Consider the following 17743-nt stretch of genomic DNA (forward strand, 5'->3'; position numbering starts at 1 on the left):
CTGGAACAAGCATTGCGCAGGGAGGAAAACCGCTATGTCCGCTCAAACGAAAACCCGCGACTTTCATAGGTTGACGCCCATTTGGAATATAGGATTCCATTCCGTGGCTGGTATTTTTGCATTGTTATGTGTATTTCCTTTTCTATTCGTCACCATCATTTCGTTTACGGATGAGGCGACGCTAGCTAAAAACGGCTATTCGCTTTTTCCTGAAAAATGGAGCTTTGAGGCTTACAGCTATTTATTTAAAGCGGGGGATCAACTGCTTCGCTCTTATGGGGTAACGATAGCTGTTACCGTTATTGGTACTGTCATTGGTGTTGTATGTACAGCGCTTTTTGCTTACGCAATCTCACGTAAAAGCTTTAAATATCGCGGTTTCTTCGCATTTTTCGCCTTTTTTACGATGCTATTTAACGGTGGTCTCGTGCCGTCTTATATTGTTGTTACACAGCTGCTTGGACTTAAAGACTCCATTTGGGCGCTTATTTTACCGCTTGCGGTCAACGCTTTCTACATTATGATCCTAAGGACATTCTTCTCGACCATGGTGCCAGATGCTATTATAGAATCAGGCAAAATCGATGGTGCGGGAGAATTTGGAACCTTCTTCAAGTTGGTGCTGCCTTTGTCGCTTCCAGGGCTTGCAACCATCGCTTTGTTCAGTACACTAGGCTATTGGAATGATTGGTTTAACGCCTTGCTGTACATTAACACGCCGAATTTAGTGCCGCTTCAGTCGATGCTGATGCGGATCGAGAATAGTATGCAATTCATTATGCAAAACTCGCAAAATGCATCGCTCAGCACCGGTTTGCTGCAGTCGATGCCGCAGGATACTTCGCGTATGGCGATGGTGGTGCTTGCAACAGGCCCAATCGTATTCGCTTATCCTTTCTTCCAAAGATATTTCATTCAAGGCTTGACGGTTGGTGCTGTTAAGGAATAATTACGAATCATATTTCTAAAGGAGCAAATACGATGGAGCAATTTAGATTACCGAAAATTCCGATGCCTGAGCTAACGCTGCCGCAGGCGATTCAAGACGTGCTGAAGGAAGCGGAGCAGAAGCTGGCACATCGCCCGAAGCTGCTTCAATTGTTCAAAAATTGCTTTCCGAATACGCTGGAAACAACGACAAAGCTGATGGACGATGGCACGACATTTGTAATCACTGGCGATATCCCTGCGATGTGGCTTCGTGATTCCGTCGAGCAAGTGATGCACTACGTTCCATTCGCGAAACATGATAAAGATTTGCAAAGAATTCTTAGTGGTTTGATTAAACGCCATATTTCCTATATTCAAATCGACCCTTATGCGAATGCGTTCAATGAGTCCGCTAATGATTGGCACTGGAATACTACGGATGAAACGGATATGTCTCCATGGGTATGGGAGCGCAAGTTCGAGCTTGACTCCATTTGTTTCTCTATGCGCCTCGCGCATGCTTACTGGAAAGAAACGGAGCTGACGGATATTTTCGATTCCGGCTTCAAAGCTGCGATGCGCCGCATCGTAGAGCTGTGGAAGACAGAGCAGCGCCATTTTGAACAATCGCCTTATCGTTTTACTCGTGATAATGGTATTCCAACTGATTCACTTCGCAATTCTGGTCTAGGCATGCCTGTAAACTATACGGGTATGATTTGGTCAGGCTTCCGTCCAAGCGATGATGCATGTGATTTCCATTACAACATCCCGGATAACATGTTTGCGGTTGTTACGCTTCGTCAAATGGAGGAAATAGCGGAATGGGTATTCCGTGACATGGATTTCCTGAAAGAATTGAAAAAGCTAGAAGAGGATGTCAACCATGGCATTCAGCTTTACGGTATTTATCAGCATCCGGAATTCGGACCTATTTATGCTTATGAAACGGATGGTTTCGGCAACTTCTGCCTGATGGATGATGCAGGAACTCCGGGCTTGATCTCGATCCCTTACCTTGGTTATGTGGATGCAGAAGACCCGATTTATGTGAATACAAGAAAATTTGCTCTAAGCAAACATAATCCTTTCTACTATGAAGGAACGGCAGCAAAAGGTATCGGCAGCCCGCATACGCCTCCAGGCTACATCTGGCATATGGCATTGTCGATGCAAGGCATTACAGCTACTAGCAGCGAAGAAAAGCTAGATTTGATTGCGATGCTGGAAGCGACTGACGCGGACACAGGCTATATGCACGAAGGTTTCCATGCGGACGATCCAACGGTGTTCACGCGCAAATGGTTCGCTTGGTCGAACAGTCTTTTCTCACAGCTTGTCTATCAAGCGATGAAGGATGAGATTCTATGAGCATGATTATTTTCTATGATCCATCGTTCCCAATCGATTCTCGCATAAGCTCGGATGCGGAAGGACAGCTTCTGCAAATCGGCAGCGTCGTTCGCGCGAATAATCTTGGAGCGGCACTCGCTGCTGCAGATGGCGGAAGCTTTATAAATATGCATGCACCGTATTTCCCTAAGCAAGCATGGTCTGAAATTTTAGCCTACTTAAAGCGCGGTGGAGGTTTAATAAGTATCGGCGGCGTTCCATTCAAAAAACCAGTTTCAAAAAACGAAGCTGGCGTTTGGGAGCCGGAATCTGAGCAAACCGCCTATCACCGCGAGCTTCATATTCATGAGGCATTGCCTGTAGATGCAGCACCGATCATGAGTTTGCGTGCGATGGAAGATCTTCCGCTGTTGCAAGGCAAAGAGTCCTTGTTTGAGGTTTCAAGCACTTGGAATCTAGTGCCGCATGTAACCAAAACGAGTGATTTGCCGCATCAGATGGGTTCTGCTGGACCGATGGATGCACAATTGTACCCGCTTCTAAAAGGTGTTTCAGCAGAAGGAAGAGAAGTTGCAGCACCTGTCGTACTATGGGAGAACACAAAGGGAATGTTCGCAGGCGCGCGCTGGTTGTTCGTAAATCAGCCGTTATCGGAGCTATTCTGGCAAAGCGGAGGAGCGGACGAGCTTCGTCGCTGGTCGGAATTCTGCTCAGCAGGCGTAACAGAGCTGTGGCTGAAACCTAATTATGCGTCCTTCGAGCTGGATGAGCGTGCGATGCTGACGCTGCAAGTACAGAAGCTTAGCCGTTCTGCTGCTGCGACAGATTTGCCTTCTGTAAGCTGGAGCTTTTCGATTACGATCCAGCATGAAAGCAAGCCAGATGAGCGGTGGACGAGCAGCATCAATGCGGAAGCAGCGAGCAAACAGCTTATCGTTCGTATTCCCGTTCCTCTAGCAATCGTTAGCGGTTACTATAAGGTGGACTGTATCGCGGAGTCAACGGATGGAGAAGTACGCATTCTTCGCCAAGGCTTCTGGGGTTTTGATGCTGAGCTGCTTGCAGAGGGAACTCCGGTTACGAGCGAACGCGATTATTTCGTAAAAGACGGCAGACCGATGCCGGTTGTCGGCATGACCTACATGACATCGGATGTTGCGCGCAAGTTTTTATTTTTGCCAAATGCATCGGTATGGGACCGTGATATGGCTCAGATGCGCAAAGCGGGCATCAACTGGATTAGAACCGGCATATGGACGGCTTATCGCAATATAATGCAGGTTGATGGCCATGCATCGGAAGAGGCGCTTCGCTCCATTGATGCGTTTCTGCTTACAGCCAAACGCCATGATTTGCAGGTAACCTTTACTTTCTTCTCATTCACTCCGGAAACTTGGGAAGGCCAAAATCCTTATCTCGATCCGCGGAGTTTAGAAGCACAGAAACGGTTTATCCGCTCGATCATTTCGCGCCACAAACAATCGAAGCATGTCGATTGGGATTTAATTAACGAGCCGTCAATGTTTGATCCTCCTCGTATTTTTTCTGATGGACCAAGATCAGCACGCGATCCATTCGAGCAGGCGGCTTATGCAGCTTGGCTTAAGGAACGCCACGAATCTGTGGAAAAGCTGCAGAAGCTATGGAATATGACGCCAGAGCAGCTGCCGAGCTTTGAAGCGGTGAAAGTGCCCGAGCCAGAGGAAATCAACTTTGACGTTCAAGATATGCATCAAGGCAAGAAGGGTACTCGCTGGCTTGATTATGTATTGTTCTCCATGGATATGCATAATCGCTGGGCACAGGAGCTATACCAGGCCATTAAAGAAGAATGCCCAGATCATATGGTTACAGTCGGACAGGATGAAGCGCTTGGCGCGCAGAGGCCTTCACCATTCTTCTATGGCGAGGCTGTCGATTATACAACCGTGCATTCTTGGTGGTTGAATGATCATTTGGTTTGGGACAGTATTTTTGCTAAGACGGCAGACAAGCCGAATTTGGTGCAGGAAACGGGCATTATGTACGTGGAAACACCAGAAGGACGCGCGAAACGTTCGGAAGCAGAACTACGCGATATTCTTGAGCGCAAATATGCCTATGCTTTTGCAACAGGTGGCGCAGGTGCGGTGCAATGGATTTGGAATACGAATTTCTATATGGACAATGCGAATGAATCGCACATTGGCGCACTTCGTGCAGATGGCACGGAGAAGCCTGAGGCAAATGTATCTTATGATTTCGGACGCTTCATGGGTGAAATCAGAGATTTGTTCAGAGGGCGGGAGCTTGAGGATACCGCAGTTGTTTTCCCTTATTCCAATGATTTTTCCAATCGCAAGCTGGCGTTTGATGCAACAACAAAAGCAACGCGAGTGCTGGCTTATGAGCTGAACAAGCCATTCCGCGGCGCTTCGGAATATCACCTGGACGAGCTGGAAGCAAATCCGGTTAAGCTCGTTATTGTACCAAGTGCTCATAATATTGAAGACGCTGCAATGAACCAGCTGCTTAGCTACGTTGAACGTACAGGAGCAACGTTGCTGCTGACGGGTCCAACAAGCCTTGATGCATACTGGCGTCAAGTCGATCGTCATGCTGAGTTGTTTGGATCAAGAGAGCTTGTCAATGTACGCCGCGAAGAACTGCTTCGCATCGGTGATCGTTTGCTGCCTGTTTCTTATGGCAATCGGAGAATTGCTCAGGTATGGAAGGAATCGCAAAAAGGAACTTCTGCAGCTGAAGTCGATCAGCTTATCGAGCTATCGCACGGCAAAGGAAACATCCTTTGGTGTCCGCTGCCAGTAGAGCTGAATGATCGCATTGAGCCGATCTCAGCCATTTATGAGTTTGCGCTCACCTATGCAGGCTGCAGCGTGGAGCTGGATTGGATTAAAGGCGGACAACTGCCAGGTGTATATGGTCGTAAACTGTCCTTCCAAGACGGCGCGTTATTCACATTCGTATCCGAGTTCAGCTTGAATGTCGATATTGAGGTGAAAGACCCTTTAACCGGCGTTTCCTACGCTTTTACGCTGGAGAAGGAACGGTCTGTACTCTTTGCAGTGGATAAAAACGGTCAGCTGCTGTCCGTTTACCGGCCTGATCAGGTAAATGTGAATGTAATTCCTGCAAACAACGATTAACAAGAAGAGGTGTTCTAGTGATGAAAGACAAACGAACAGCCCATATCATCTCGCATACCCACTGGGATCGGGAATGGTATTTGCCATATGAGAAGCACCATGTATTGCTAGTAAAATTGATGGATACGCTGCTTCATACACTTGATACGGATCCGGACTTCAAAAGCTTTTATTTGGACGGCCAAACGATCATTTTGGAAGATTATTTGCAGGTTCGCCCCGAGAATCGTGAGCGCCTAGAACGTTATATTAAAGAAGGCCGTATTCCGATCGGGCCTTGGTATATTTTGCAGGATGCCTTCCTGACAAGCAGTGAAGCGAATCTTCGCAATTTGCAAATCGGGCATCAGGATGCGAGCCGTTATGGAACGATTGCAAAAGTTGGATATTTTCCAGATACGTTCGGAAATATCGGTCAAGCCCCGCAAATTTTGCGTCAAGCCGGCATCGATAATGCGGTATTTGGCAGAGGCGTGAAGCCAACGGGCTTTAACAATACAGTAGCAGATTCCGATTATGAATCATCCTTCTCTGAGCTGATTTGGGAAGGGCCAGACGGCTCGCAAGTGCTGGGCGTATTGTTCGCCAACTGGTACTGCAACGGCATGGAAGTGCCTACAGATGAAGCAAGCGCCAAGGAATATTGGGAGCGCAAGCTGGCTGAGGCAGAGAAGTATGCTGCTACAGGCCAATTGCTGTTCATGAACGGATGCGACCATCAGCCGATTCAGCAGGATCTGTCTGCTGCGCTGAAAACAGCAAGAGAGCTTTTCCCTGATACAGAATTCATTCATTCGAATTTCCAAGATTATTTGGCGTCGGTGAATGCTTCGCTTACACGCGAGCTGTCTGTCGTGAAAGGCGAGCTTCGCAGCCAACGTACAGACGGCTGGTCAACGCTTGTGAATACAGCTTCCGCACGTGTTTACTTGAAGCAAATGAATCAGCTTGGTCAGGCCATGCTGGAGAAGGTAGCGGAGCCGCTTGCTGCGCTTGCTTATTCACTTGGTCACGAATACCCGCATCACTTGTTTACTTACGCTTGGAAAACACTGATGCAGAACCATCCGCATGATAGCATTTGCGGCTGCAGCGTGGACGAGGTTCACCGTGAGATGGTGACTCGCTTCGATAAGAGCCGTCATATTGCGGAAGCGATTATTGACGATAGCAAAGTGATAATTGCCGATGCGGTTGACACTTCCATATTTGAACAATATGGCGAAGATGCATTGCCGTTTGTTGTGTATAATACAACGGGCTGGGATCGCAGCGGAGTAGTAGAGGTTGAGCTGGACATCGCTCGCATTTACTTCCGTGATGGTTTGTCGCTGGATGAGATGAACAAGAAAATGTATGCTGTCGATGTAACGGGCAGAACGCTTGTTAATTCAAGCGGCGAAGCCATTGCGCATACAGCTTCTGATATGGGACTTCAATTCGGTTATGATCTGCCAGATGACAAGTTCCGTCAGCCATATATGAGCCGAAAAGTGAAGCTGACATTCGAAGCAGCGGAAGTTGCTGCGCTAGGCTTGGCAGCTTATGGCTATGTTCGAAATGCGAAAGCAGAATTGCAGCCATCACAATCGATGGTTGCTTGCGAGCATGCGCTTGAGAATGAATGGCTTCGAATTGATATCGCGCAGGACGGATCGTTTAACTTGACCGATAAACGCAGCGGTCAAATCTATCGCGAGCTTGGCGTGTATGAGAATACTGGCGATATCGGCAACGAATATATGTATAAGCAGCCAACCGGCGAGCAAACTTTGACAACGAAGGGTGTACCTGCAAGCATTCGTCTAATCGAGAATACGGCATACCGTGCGGCATTCGAGATCGTTCATGAATGGGCTGTTCCTGCTTCAGCAGAACCATACTTCGAAGTTGAGAAGCAAGAGGCTGTTTATTTCCCTGAGCGGAAGTCACAACGTACAGAAACGACAGTTCCTCTTACAATCAGGACTGAAATTGCAATAAGCCGCAAAGGCGAAGGGGTAGAATGGAAATCCTCCTTCAACAACCAAGCGAAGGATCACCGGGTTCGCGTATTGTTCCCAACAGATTTGGAAACAGCGGTTCATCAAGCGGACTCCATCTTTGAGGTTGCAACGCGTGATAACGAGCCGGCAGCAGAGTGGATCAATCCTAGCAACGCACAGCATCAGCAGGCGTTTGTTGATGTGAGCGGCGAGCAAGCTGGTTTGACGGTTGCCAACCTTGGCCTGAATGAATACGAAGTATTGCGCGATGGACGTAACTCCATTGCGATTACATTGCTTCGTGCAGTTGCTGAGCTTGGTGATTGGGGCGTATTCCCTACACCAGAAGCACAATGCTTGGGTGAGCAAAGCTTCAGCTTGACGATCCTTCCACATAACGGCGACGGAGTTGCATCCGGTGCATATGCGGCGGCATATCAGTTCCAAGTGCCGTGGACAGTTAGCCAGACAGGCGTACATGCCGGCAAGCTTGCTCCAAATGGCGCTTTATTCGCTTGGGACGGCAGTGGACTAGCGTTCTCCTCCATGAAGGTGAATGAGCAATCTGGCGATTTCATGCTTAGATGGTTTAATATGAAGCCTTCTGAAACGGCGCTTAAGCTGTCAGAAGCAGCAGCTGTATCACTTGAACAAGCTTATAAAAGTAATGTGCTTGAGCATGAAGTCGAAAATCTTGCTGTAGATGGACAATCGCTGCTTGAAGTATCGGTTGGTCCTTGTGAGATTTTGACCATTGGGATTAAGCATTCATAAATAGTAACGAAGCCCTCTGCTATGGACTGCCATACGGAGGGCTTCTTTTTATGAATAGAAAGGCATAGGCTATTATCTCGCATTCCAATAATTGTTGCTGAAACTCTCGCAATATCGCTAACAGAGACAGTTGCGGCATGCTATAATAGATATATTCGCGTAACTTAGATCGATAGGAACAGGGTCTCCTCGAGCGGAGGGGCCTTTTTTTATTGAAAATACGGGTACATACCTAGCAGGAGGGGAACAAGGTGGCAAAAGGACCAAAGAGGCCTACTAGAGATGAATTTGAGCTGGAAGAGCTGGGCGAGCGGCTGGTTGAAGCAAAGCAAGAAGGCACAGAGCTGCTTCTTACGATATGGGCAGCAGAGCAAGTTAGAGGCGTCATTACGGTGCTCGATTCAAGAACAAAAAAGGTTCATGTGGAATACATGGGCAGCGTAACAAAGGTTCCTTTTATGGATATTATGAAGGTGGAAAGCCCTTATTAATATCATAACCGGGCAGCAATAACATATGAGCTTTCTATAAAAGGTTTCCCTCGTTCATTCGTTGAGCGTTGGGGGCCTTTTTTTAAGCTGGAATATTGCCTAGATGGATATGTTCGAGCCTGCATTGTTTGAGCAATTGTCCTTGGAGGATTATAATAGAAGAAGGTTATGGACGATGCAACAAATGAACTGATTATGAAGGAGGATTTACATACATGTATCCAACACCGCAACAATTAGAAAATTACGCAGAGCTGGTCGTTAAGGTTGGCGTCAACGTGCAGCAGGGACAAACGGTTGTTGTCATGGCACCAATTACAGCAGCTCCACTCGTACGGCTTATTGCATCAGAGGCTTATAAGACAGGCGCAAAAAATGTCCATGTGGAATATAACGATGAGGAGCTTTCCCGCATCAAATACAAGCAGGCGCCTGAAGAGGCTTTCTCGGAGTATCCGATGTGGCGTGCCAAAGCTTGGGAAGAGTTTGTGGAAAATGGCGCAGCGTTCATCACCATCTACTCTCCGAACCCAGACTTGCTTAACGATGTAGATGCGAAGCGCGTTGCAACAGCATCAAAAACAGCTTCAACTGCGCTTAGCGGCTATCGCGGTTCACTAATGAATCATACGAATGCTTGGTCGCTTGTATCCTATGCTACTCCGGAATGGGCAGCTAAAGTATTTCCGAATCTCTCGCAAGAAGAAGCGGTGCAGAAGCTTTGGGAACGCATTGTTGACGCTACTCGGATTGGCTTGGAAGATCCTGTTCAAGCGTGGAAAGCGCATAATGCCAAGCTGCTTCAGATGGTTGAGCTGCTGAATGGCAAGCGCTACAAGCAGCTTCAATATGAAGCGCCAGGCACGAATCTGACGATAGACCTGCCGGATGGACATATTTGGTTAGGCGGCTCCAAAGCAAATGCTAAGGGCGTTTACTTTAATCCGAATATGCCAACGGAAGAAGTATTCACTATGCCAAATAAGGATGGTGTGAACGGAACGGTTCGCAGCACCAAGCCTTTGAATTACAACGGTCAAGTCATTAATGGCTTCAGTTTGACCTTTAAGGATGGCAAAGTAGTCGATCATTCCGCTGAGCAGGGATATGAGGCGCTCACTAATTTGCTTAACACGGATGAAGGGGCAAGGCATCTCGGTGAAGTAGCGCTAGTGCCGCATGATTCACCGATTTCGAACTCCAATGTCACGTTTTTCAATACACTGTATGATGAGAACGCGTCCTGTCATCTTGCACTGGGTCAAGCGTACCCGGTCAATATCCAAGGCGGTACAAAAATGTCAGCTGAGGAGCTTCTCGCTCATGGCGCAAACAGAAGCCTTACGCATGAAGACTTCATGATCGGCTCGGCTGATATGAATATTGATGGTGTGACGCAGGATGGCACTCGCGAACCTATCTTCCGCAACGGCAATTGGGCGATTTAATTCGTCTGATCTTGAAAAGTATAAAAAAAGGCTCCTATTCCGCAGTATTGGCTGTGGTATAGGAGCTTTTTGTGTTTATTGGTGCATTTGGGAGTTCGTATGTGATTTTACGGCTGTATTCACGATATTAACAGGAGTATTTCCAGTTAAATGCGGTAAATACGTCAATTTCAGCTGGATTAGCGGGAGCTTTTCCTGTAAGCGTGAATTTGCACAGCAGCATCCTCTTCGAATAACGTAGAATACAGCTAATTAAAAATAAAACTTCTGCATTTCCGCAGGCACGCCATTTCTTCTAAGCAGCTCTTCAAGCGTCTCGCTGGGAGCAGGAGAATCGCCTGCTGTCAGCAGCCTTACGGCAAACTTGCTAGCTTGTCGCTCATATTTTCCAACATTAAAAAACGATTGCTCATCCAGCCAAAAACGGTTGAAGCCAGGATGCAAGCGGTCATGCCCGAGCTCATGCGCGCATACGAAGCGGCGCCAATTATCCGGAAGCGAATCGTGAATGACAATAAACCGGCGGCGCAGTTTTTTGAAATAGAGACCACGCGTGCCTTCTCCGAGGTCGGCGTAACGGATATGAATGCCAAGGCCCTCAGCGATGATGAATGGATCGTTAGTCTTATATTTTCGAATGAGCTTCAAAATCATTTTATCCATAGCAACACCTACCCTTTGGCATCATCAGGAGCATCGTTAGTCGGCTCGGTCTTTTTTTTGTGCTTATTCATATGCTTAGCTTCCCAGAACAACCCTGTAAGCACATCCATGACGCGCTGACGATCGGTAGCACTTAGCGGCACGCCGTCAAACATAATTTCCCCGTCTTCCTCAAGCAGCTTTTTAAAGTCGCGCTTATCTTTATACGTAGCCCACTCAGGTATAGTTGCCGAGGCTGCATCGCGGCCAAGCAAATAATCGGTTGTTGTCAGTAAGATATCCGCCATTTTTTGCAAATCCTCACTTGTTGGTGTTACCCGATCATTCTCGATATGACCAAAGTTAGAGCGGCCCATCTCGAGTTTTGCGGCGACATCCTGCTGCGTTAATCCGCGCTCAACCCTCAATTGTTTAATTCGTGCACCCAATGACATTATAAATACCCTCCGTTTTTGAATATTTGGTATTTTAAATACTTGACGGTAATTAAAATACCAAATACAATGAGATTCATCAGACGAACACTTAAAGAAATGTATTAGTAGATCATAGTCGCTATTTTAACTACTTAAAAGTAAGTATATTTTTGATTAGGAGTATTGTCAATACCGGAGAAGCCGCTATATTTTTTTGTTGTGAACGGTATTTTAAATACTCAATATTCATTAAAACCTAGGGGAGGTTATTTAAATGAATGCAGAACAACTGGTGATTGATCAATTACATGCGTATAAACGGCTAAAAGCGAGAAAGAAACAGCTGGAGGGTACCTCGGTAGGACCAGGCATGCGGCTTAGTGCAGTATCTGAGGATGATCATTTGCAGGAGCTTCATCGGCAGCTGCGCAAGCTGCCTTCCTATATGTACTTGGATGAGCAGGATCAGCGTATCGAAGCAGCGGCGCATGCGAATTTATCGAAATATCCTATTGGAACGAAAGCGCAGCTAAAAGAAGTAAAGAAAAGCCGCTCAACAGCAAGTCCGGCGGATGAAAAGCTGCTGCGAGAGCTGGAGAAAAAGATTGAGAAGGTGCTTGAAGCGCGAGAAGGCTCGGGCGGCTTTGAAGGCTATATGGGCGTCATCGATAAAATAAGCGAGCTTCAGGATATAGAGAAGCAGCTGCAATCAATCGATCAAGCGCTTGAAGCGTTAGAAGCATATGCGCCCGATTACGCTCGGCTGCTGAAGCTTCGTTTTATAGAAGGAAAGCCTACAGAGTTTGTTGCTTCGGAGCTGGGTATCGTTGATCGTACGTTCCGAAGATGGAAGCAAAAGGCGCTTCAAGAAGTTGTCCGCTTTCTGTCCGCCTAATGTCCGTTTTCGCTCAAATAACCGTGATATTATGATATTGTACCAAAGATCATAAACGGGGACGAGCGGTGGACGACACCGAGCGTCCCTTTTGTTTTATCCAGATGAGGAGGTGGCCCAGATGTGAACGCGGGTGGGTGAAATGGTGCAAATCGTAAGAGGGCGGAGGCAGAACAAAATGAACAAAAGCAGATTGCAGGAAGCTGAGCTGGAACCAAGGTTCAGCAAGGAGCAGCTAAAGTCGGCTAGACGGTATACGCCTTCCCAGAAGGATATACTATCCGCCGTGTTGTTGGAGCAAGAAACGTATACTCACGAACAAGCGTTATCGATGATAACAGCCTATTTGAAAAAGGAGGTCATGTAGAACATGGCAGGAGGAACTTATACATCACAAAATAAGGTGCGCCCCGGCGTTTACATTAACCTGGTTGGCGAGAAGAAAACGGTGGGCAGCATGGGAGAGCGCGGAACGGTGTCCGTACCGCTAAACCTTAACTGGGGGCAGTCGAAGGCCGTTATTGCGATCAACGCTAGCGATGATCTGCGAAGCTTGCTTGGTTATGATCTAAGTGCGCCTGAGCTATTGCTGGTACGCGAAGCATTCAAGAAAGCAAAAACGCTGCTCTTATACCGACTAAACGAAGGAACAAAAGCGACGGCTGTCGCTGGCAGCCTAACGCTTACAGCCAAATTCGGCGGTGTTCGAGGCAATGACATCACCGTTGCGGTCAAACAAAATGTTGACGATGAAGCACGATTTGATGTCATCACTTTTGTAGCTAAAGAGGCAGTTGACTCACAAACAGCAGCGAATATCGCAGAGCTGAAATCGAATGCCTTTGTAAGCTTCGGCGGTACAGGAGCATTGTCGTTAGCAGCAGGCGTTCCACTTGTTGGCGGCTCCAATGGTACCGTAACGAATCAAGACCATACCGACTATTTGGCGCAAATTGAGCTGAATGATTTTAATACCATTGCGCTAGTATCCGCTGACTTGTCCTTAAAATCGGTATACGCTGCTTTTGCCCGCCGTCTGCGCGAGGAAGAAGGCCGCAAAATTCAGGTCGTGCTGGCGAATTATCCGTCTGCTGATTCTGAAGGGGTCATCAGCGTCAAAAATGGCGTCAAGCTGCTGGATGGAACGGTTCTTGACGCACAGAAAGCAACGGTTTGGGTTGCAGCGGCAACTGCCGGAGCGCCGATGAACAAATCTCTGACCTATGAAGCCTATGAGGAAGCTGCTGATGCGGACATTCGTTATACGAATTCGCAAACGGTAGAGGCGCTGCAAGCTGGTGAGTTTCTGTTCACGGTAAGCGGCGGCAGAGTCATTATTGAACAGGATATTAATACATTTACCGGGTACTCGCCAGAGAAAGGCAAAGCCTTCTCCAAAAATCGAGTCATTCGTGTGCTGGACGGCATTGCGAACGATTTTAAACATATTTTCGAGTCGTTTTATATTGGGAAAGTTGATAATAACGCAGATGGCAGAAGCCTGTTCCGCAACGAGTGCTTGAAATATTTGAACAATCTTCAGTCGCTCAATGCTATTCAAAACTTTGATGCCCAAGCCGATTTATCGGTTGCAGCTGGTGTCGATACGGACAGCATTATTATTGAGGCTCATATCCAACCGGTTGATAGCATAGAAAAAGTATATATGAAAGTGACGGTGAAGTAATATGGCATTTTTGAACGCAGGAGATACGATTTCGGGCCGCGAAGGACGGGCTTATACCATTATTAATGGTTTGCAGGAAGAGATGTTTTATATCAAGACGCTGGAGGCAAGCATTGAGAAGCAAAAAGCGGAGATCAAGACGCTTGGCCACCGCGGTTTGCAGCATAAAGCGACGGGATGGTCGGGTACAGGCACGATGACCATCTATTATGTAACGTCAAAATTCCGCCAGATGATGCTGGATTATGTGAATACCGGCGTGGATGCTTATTTTGATATTTCCATTATTAATGAAGATCCGTCCTCGGCTACGGGCAAGCAGACGGTTTTCCTTCATAAGGTGAATCTGAATAAGGTCATTATCGGTAAGCTGGATACGGAAAGCGAGGCTCTTGAAGAAGAGCTGGAATTCACTTTTGAAGGATTGGATATTGCGGAGCAATTTTCAGCTCTTTCTTAAGGCGAAATTAAAAATGATGGAGGCAAGAGACAATGAGTGATTTAAGTGTATTTTTTGCACAAAATGCGGCTGTGGAGACAACGCAGCCGTTTATCGTATCGGATCGGTTTAAGGATGCAGAAGGGCAGGCTGTCGCTTGGGAGCTGCGCAGCATGACGGAAGCGGAAAACGAGGAGTGCCGCAAGTCATCTACCCGCAAGGTAAAGGGGAAAAATGGCGCATTCACTCCAGAAACCAATACAGACGAGTATTTGGCTAAGCTTGTTGTCAGCAGCATTCAATTCCCGAACCTAAAGGATGCAGATTTGCAAAAATCGTACGGCATCATCGGTGCTGAGAACCTTTTGCGCAAAATGCTTCTCCCTGGCGAATATGCCTCACTCGTACAACGGGTGCAGGAAATCAACGGCTTTAACCAAAGCCTAAACGATTTGGCAGATGAAGTAAAAAACTAATAAAAGAGGGCGACGGAGAAGCGAATTACGCTTATTACGCCCTCCACGAGCTTCGTATACTTCCGCATGAGCTCATGACCATGACTCGGCGGGAGAAAGCGGCGATCTATGCCATGATCGACGTTCGTATCGAGAACGAGAAGAAACAGCGCGCCAAAGCAAAACGAAAATAAGGACGGGCCGCGCTCCCATGAGGGAGCGCTTTTGCCCGTGTGAAGGGGGTGGAAGGATGGCGAGTAATTTAATGACCGTTAATAGCTCTATAAAAGTTATTAATAACATGACCAATTACTTGAAGAAATCGTTGCTGACACTTAATAAATTCGACAAACAATTGAATAAAAGTGTTAACTCCTCAAAAGCAATGAACAGAACTAGAGAGCAAGTATTAAAAGTGAATTCCGCTTTTACTAGCATGAACTCAATACTAACTAGCAATATAGATAGGTTTCAAGATCTTGAAAAACATCTAGATAGCTTATCTAATAAAATTCGTACAGTTATACAAATCCAAAGTGAACCTAAATCTAATACATTAGGAAGTGAAAAGCCAGCATTCATGAGTATGATGTTGGCTAGAATGTCTGCGATTGAAGGAAAAACGAATGATGCTTCTAAATTTTCTGCGACAGCTCCGTCTAGCCCGCAAGTTTCAGCTGGAACAGGCAGTTCCTTGGCTAATGCAGGGAAAGATATACTCGGTAGACTAACAGGACAGTTGAATAGTTTATACGACAAACCTTTTAAAACGATCTTGCAAATGTCCATTGAGGGAGCTTTAAATGAAGATGTGATCAAAAGCATTATTACTAATAAAATGGGAAATGGTGCGGAAGTTGAAGCTCTTTTTGCAAGTATTAAGAGTAATGCTGTAAATTATGGCATGGATCAAGGAGGAGCAGTCCGAGGTGTAATGTCAATGAGATCTATGACTGAAAATCATGATCAGCTTGATAAATTATCTGAACTATCGCTTCGTATGGCCGCACTTGATCCTGGAGGAAGAGGGACAGAATATGCTGCTAATGCCGTAAAATCAGCATATATGGGAGACACGAGTACATTAACAAAACAGTTTAATGTAAAACAATCCACCATTGATTCAACGGATTTAAAGACTTCAGCATCCCCAGAAAAAATGGATGGTTTCATCGCAGCATTTGATGAAATTCTAGAACAATCGGCAATGGGTGAAGAGGCAATTAATAGAATGCTTTCGAGTCCCGCTAAGCAAGCAGAAATATTAAGCCAAAATATTAACGCCGCATTCGCGGGTGCGGGAACAGGAGCAATAACTTTACTCGTTCCAATGTTACAGCAGTTAAATGCTGCATTTAAATCAGAAGGGTTTCTGATCTTCTTTGAGGCAGTGAGTATTGGATTGGCAGCACTTGCCCAAGGGTTGATTGTTGTCATGCAAATTGCTGGTGGTTTAGGGGATTTGTTAGTTGCTTCACTACCAGTTGTAGGTCCAATCGTGCTAGGGATAGTTGCAGCTTTTTGGGCGTATAATGCGGTACTTAAAGCAGTTTCTATTGCAACAGCTATTTATAGTGGATTAATGACGGCCTATAGATTCATAGTTATGGTAGCAACAGTAGTGCAGCTCGGATTATCAGCAGCTATGTGGGCTAATCCGATATCTGTAATTATTGGATTGGTTGTTGGTTTAATCGTTGCTTTCCTAGGCCTAATAGTAGCTTTAAAACCTGTTCGAGACTTTGTTGCAGATGTTTTTCGTACGCTCGGAGATGTGATGGCAAAAGCTGTTGGGTTTTATATTGATTTATGGACAGGTTTTATTAACGGGTTCATTGAGATCATCAACCTATTTTTAGAAGGTGTTGATCAGGTTGTTGGCACTATCGGAAAATTTGTTGGGATTGAAGTAGGTGTTAAACTACAACTTGACAGTGTAGACAGCAGCAAGTTTAAGACGGGTATTCAGGATGGTATTAAAAACACATTTAATGCAGTAGGAGATTTTACAGAAAACTTTGATGTGGATTTTATTAAGAAATCCGTTGGTCTAGATAATTTAACGAAAATGGCTGGGGACAAAGATAAAATGACCGCATCTAAGGACTCTACAGCGTTTACGATTCCTGATGTTGGGACTGCTTCGAACATCGACCGAGTCGGCGAAGTTGGAAAAATCAACGATAGCGTCGAGATTTCCAGCGAGGATTTGAAGACGATGCGGGAGCTTGCGGAGATGAAGAACATTCAGAACTTCGTGTCGCTGCAGCCGACGGTCAGCGTGCAAACTGGTGATATTAACAATGGCTATGATATCGATACGATTATCGGGCGTATCGAGCGTTCATTGAACGATGAAATTGCCTCATCTGCGGAAGGGGTGTACAACAGATGATTTCAAATGCGCATTATGATTATGAAATCTGGCTTAGTTACAATGATCAAAAGCAGGGCTTCCAGCTCCCGGTCAATCCTCCAGAAATTAAAATTAATGATGGTGCTGGGGGCAAGACCTACGAGGTGTCCGGTTTAGGCGAAATCAATCTCATTCAAAGCTCGAAGCTCACGACAATCTCCTTTGAAAGCTTTTTCCCAAAGACGAACTATCCTTTTGTCGTCAGCAAAACATGGATAGACCCTGCTTTTTATGTCACGGTTATCCTCGATTGGATGGAGAAAAAGTGGCCGATCCGTTTTGTTTATACCGGGGCAACCTTCGATATTAATTTGGCGATGAGCATTGAAAAATTCGAGTGGAAGGAAGCGGCGGGCTCTGGGGATATCGAGTACAGTATTTCACTGAAAGAATTTGCTTTTTATGGTGCTAGGCCCGTAGTGATTAAAAAGGGAGCGGCAAGCGTGAAGCCCAACTCAAGGCCATCGGATAAGCAAGCTCCAAGCACCTATAAGCTGGTTGCAGGGGATACGCTTATTAAGGTAGCTCGCGTTCAGCTTCACAAAGAAGAGCGTTGGCGGGAAATTCAGAAGCTGAACGGCATTAAGGATGCACAGCTCAAAAAGCTGCCCATCGGGATGACGCTAAAGCTGCCGAGGTGATCAT

General features: G+C 46.3%; 15 protein-coding genes. 13 read left to right on the plus strand and 2 right to left on the minus strand.

Annotated features, from left to right (window positions below; translation table 11 throughout):
• Positions 1-34 precede the first annotated feature (34 nt).
• The 6 genes from ACIFSR_RS10570 to ACIFSR_RS10595 all read left to right on the plus strand — a co-directional run bounded on the left by ACIFSR_RS10570 (position 35) and on the right by ACIFSR_RS10595 (position 10127).
• Complete coding sequence (locus ACIFSR_RS10570) at positions 35-949, plus strand: carbohydrate ABC transporter permease (RefSeq protein WP_076269714.1); 915 nt, start codon at positions 35-37, stop codon at positions 947-949.
• 32 nt (positions 950-981) lie between these two features.
• Positions 982-2301 (plus strand): glycoside hydrolase family 125 protein, encoded by a 1320-nt coding sequence (locus ACIFSR_RS10575; protein WP_430057281.1) that lies wholly within the window; start codon positions 982-984, stop codon positions 2299-2301.
• Positions 2298-5429 (plus strand): beta-galactosidase, encoded by a 3132-nt coding sequence (locus ACIFSR_RS10580; protein WP_430057283.1) that lies wholly within the window; start codon positions 2298-2300, stop codon positions 5427-5429. The genes ACIFSR_RS10575 and ACIFSR_RS10580 overlap by 4 nt, the downstream gene beginning before the upstream one ends.
• 20 nt (positions 5430-5449) lie before the next feature.
• On the plus strand, positions 5450-8188 hold the full coding sequence (locus tag ACIFSR_RS10585) for an alpha-mannosidase (RefSeq protein ID WP_430057383.1): 2739 nt from the start codon (positions 5450-5452) through the stop codon (positions 8186-8188).
• 251 nt (positions 8189-8439) lie between these two features.
• Positions 8440-8679: a YolD-like family protein gene (locus ACIFSR_RS10590; RefSeq protein WP_076269718.1), complete on the plus strand. Its 240-nt coding sequence runs from the start codon at positions 8440-8442 to the stop codon at positions 8677-8679.
• 215 nt (positions 8680-8894) lie between these two features.
• Positions 8895-10127 carry an aminopeptidase gene (locus tag ACIFSR_RS10595; RefSeq protein WP_339207321.1) on the plus strand — a complete coding sequence of 411 codons (1233 nt, stop codon included), beginning with the start codon at positions 8895-8897 and terminating at the stop codon, positions 10125-10127.
• A 252-nt stretch (positions 10128-10379) separates the two neighbouring features.
• Here ACIFSR_RS10595 and ACIFSR_RS10600 read toward each other — a convergent pair whose 3' ends face one another.
• Positions 10380-10790, minus strand: coding sequence for an ImmA/IrrE family metallo-endopeptidase (locus ACIFSR_RS10600; protein ID WP_054026730.1), 411 nt, complete (start codon positions 10788-10790; stop codon positions 10380-10382).
• An 8-nt stretch (positions 10791-10798) separates the two neighbouring features.
• Positions 10799-11224: a helix-turn-helix domain-containing protein gene (locus ACIFSR_RS10605; RefSeq protein ID WP_076269721.1), complete on the minus strand. Its 426-nt coding sequence runs from the start codon at positions 11222-11224 to the stop codon at positions 10799-10801.
• A gap of 256 nt (positions 11225-11480) precedes the next feature.
• Here ACIFSR_RS10605 and ACIFSR_RS10610 point away from each other — a divergent pair, with 256 nt between their 5' ends.
• From ACIFSR_RS10610 to ACIFSR_RS10640, 7 genes are all read left to right on the plus strand, one after another.
• Positions 11481-12101 (plus strand): ECF-type sigma factor, encoded by a 621-nt coding sequence (locus tag ACIFSR_RS10610; RefSeq protein ID WP_430057285.1) that lies wholly within the window; start codon positions 11481-11483, stop codon positions 12099-12101.
• 178 nt (positions 12102-12279) lie between these two features.
• Entirely contained in the window at positions 12280-12468 is a 189-nt protein-coding gene (locus tag ACIFSR_RS10615; RefSeq protein ID WP_339207325.1) for a hypothetical protein, read from the plus strand.
• Positions 12469-12471: 3 nt separating this feature from the next.
• Complete coding sequence (locus ACIFSR_RS10620; RefSeq protein WP_430057287.1) at positions 12472-13788, plus strand: phage tail sheath family protein; 1317 nt, start codon at positions 12472-12474, stop codon at positions 13786-13788.
• Between the two features lies 1 nt (position 13789).
• Positions 13790-14248, plus strand: a complete 459-nt coding sequence (locus ACIFSR_RS10625) for a phage tail tube protein (protein ID WP_076269725.1) — start codon at positions 13790-13792, stop codon at positions 14246-14248.
• Positions 14249-14280: 32 nt separating this feature from the next.
• Positions 14281-14703 (plus strand): phage tail assembly chaperone, encoded by a 423-nt coding sequence (locus tag ACIFSR_RS10630; protein ID WP_339207329.1) that lies wholly within the window; start codon positions 14281-14283, stop codon positions 14701-14703.
• 229 nt (positions 14704-14932) lie between these two features.
• Positions 14933-17077 carry a hypothetical protein gene (locus ACIFSR_RS10635; protein ID WP_430057289.1) on the plus strand — a complete coding sequence of 715 codons (2145 nt, stop codon included), beginning with the start codon at positions 14933-14935 and terminating at the stop codon, positions 17075-17077.
• On the plus strand, positions 17074-17739 hold the full coding sequence (locus tag ACIFSR_RS10640) for a LysM peptidoglycan-binding domain-containing protein (protein ID WP_430057291.1): 666 nt from the start codon (positions 17074-17076) through the stop codon (positions 17737-17739). Before ACIFSR_RS10635 ends, ACIFSR_RS10640 begins: the two co-directional genes overlap by 4 nt.
• Positions 17740-17743 lie beyond the last annotated feature (4 nt).

The sequence above is a fragment of the Paenibacillus sp. NRS-1760 genome, from assembly GCF_050467785.1.
Lineage (GTDB): Bacteria > Bacillota > Bacilli > Paenibacillales > Paenibacillaceae > Pristimantibacillus.

What these genes read in the sequence shown, in the direction of transcription:
- ACIFSR_RS10630 (WP_339207329.1), top strand. Translation starts at nt 14,281, where the DNA reads ATGAGTGATTTAAGTGTATTTTTTGCACAAAATGCGGCTGTGGAGACA.
- ACIFSR_RS10600 (WP_054026730.1), bottom strand. Translation starts at nt 10,790, where the DNA reads ATGGATAAAATGATTTTGAAGCTCATTCGAAAATATAAGACTAACGAT.
- ACIFSR_RS10615 (WP_339207325.1), top strand. Translation starts at nt 12,280, where the DNA reads ATGAACAAAAGCAGATTGCAGGAAGCTGAGCTGGAACCAAGGTTCAGC.
- ACIFSR_RS10580 (WP_430057283.1), top strand. Translation starts at nt 2,298, where the DNA reads ATGAGCATGATTATTTTCTATGATCCATCGTTCCCAATCGATTCTCGC.
- ACIFSR_RS10640 (WP_430057291.1), top strand. Translation starts at nt 17,074, where the DNA reads ATGATTTCAAATGCGCATTATGATTATGAAATCTGGCTTAGTTACAAT.
- ACIFSR_RS10635 (WP_430057289.1), top strand. Translation starts at nt 14,933, where the DNA reads ATGGCGAGTAATTTAATGACCGTTAATAGCTCTATAAAAGTTATTAAT.
- ACIFSR_RS10575 (WP_430057281.1), top strand. Translation starts at nt 982, where the DNA reads ATGGAGCAATTTAGATTACCGAAAATTCCGATGCCTGAGCTAACGCTG.
- ACIFSR_RS10605 (WP_076269721.1), bottom strand. Translation starts at nt 11,224, where the DNA reads ATGTCATTGGGTGCACGAATTAAACAATTGAGGGTTGAGCGCGGATTA.
- ACIFSR_RS10570 (WP_076269714.1), top strand. Translation starts at nt 35, where the DNA reads ATGTCCGCTCAAACGAAAACCCGCGACTTTCATAGGTTGACGCCCATT.
- ACIFSR_RS10620 (WP_430057287.1), top strand. Translation starts at nt 12,472, where the DNA reads ATGGCAGGAGGAACTTATACATCACAAAATAAGGTGCGCCCCGGCGTT.
- ACIFSR_RS10610 (WP_430057285.1), top strand. Translation starts at nt 11,481, where the DNA reads ATGAATGCAGAACAACTGGTGATTGATCAATTACATGCGTATAAACGG.
- ACIFSR_RS10585 (WP_430057383.1), top strand. Translation starts at nt 5,450, where the DNA reads ATGAAAGACAAACGAACAGCCCATATCATCTCGCATACCCACTGGGAT.
- ACIFSR_RS10595 (WP_339207321.1), top strand. Translation starts at nt 8,895, where the DNA reads ATGTATCCAACACCGCAACAATTAGAAAATTACGCAGAGCTGGTCGTT.
- ACIFSR_RS10625 (WP_076269725.1), top strand. Translation starts at nt 13,790, where the DNA reads ATGGCATTTTTGAACGCAGGAGATACGATTTCGGGCCGCGAAGGACGG.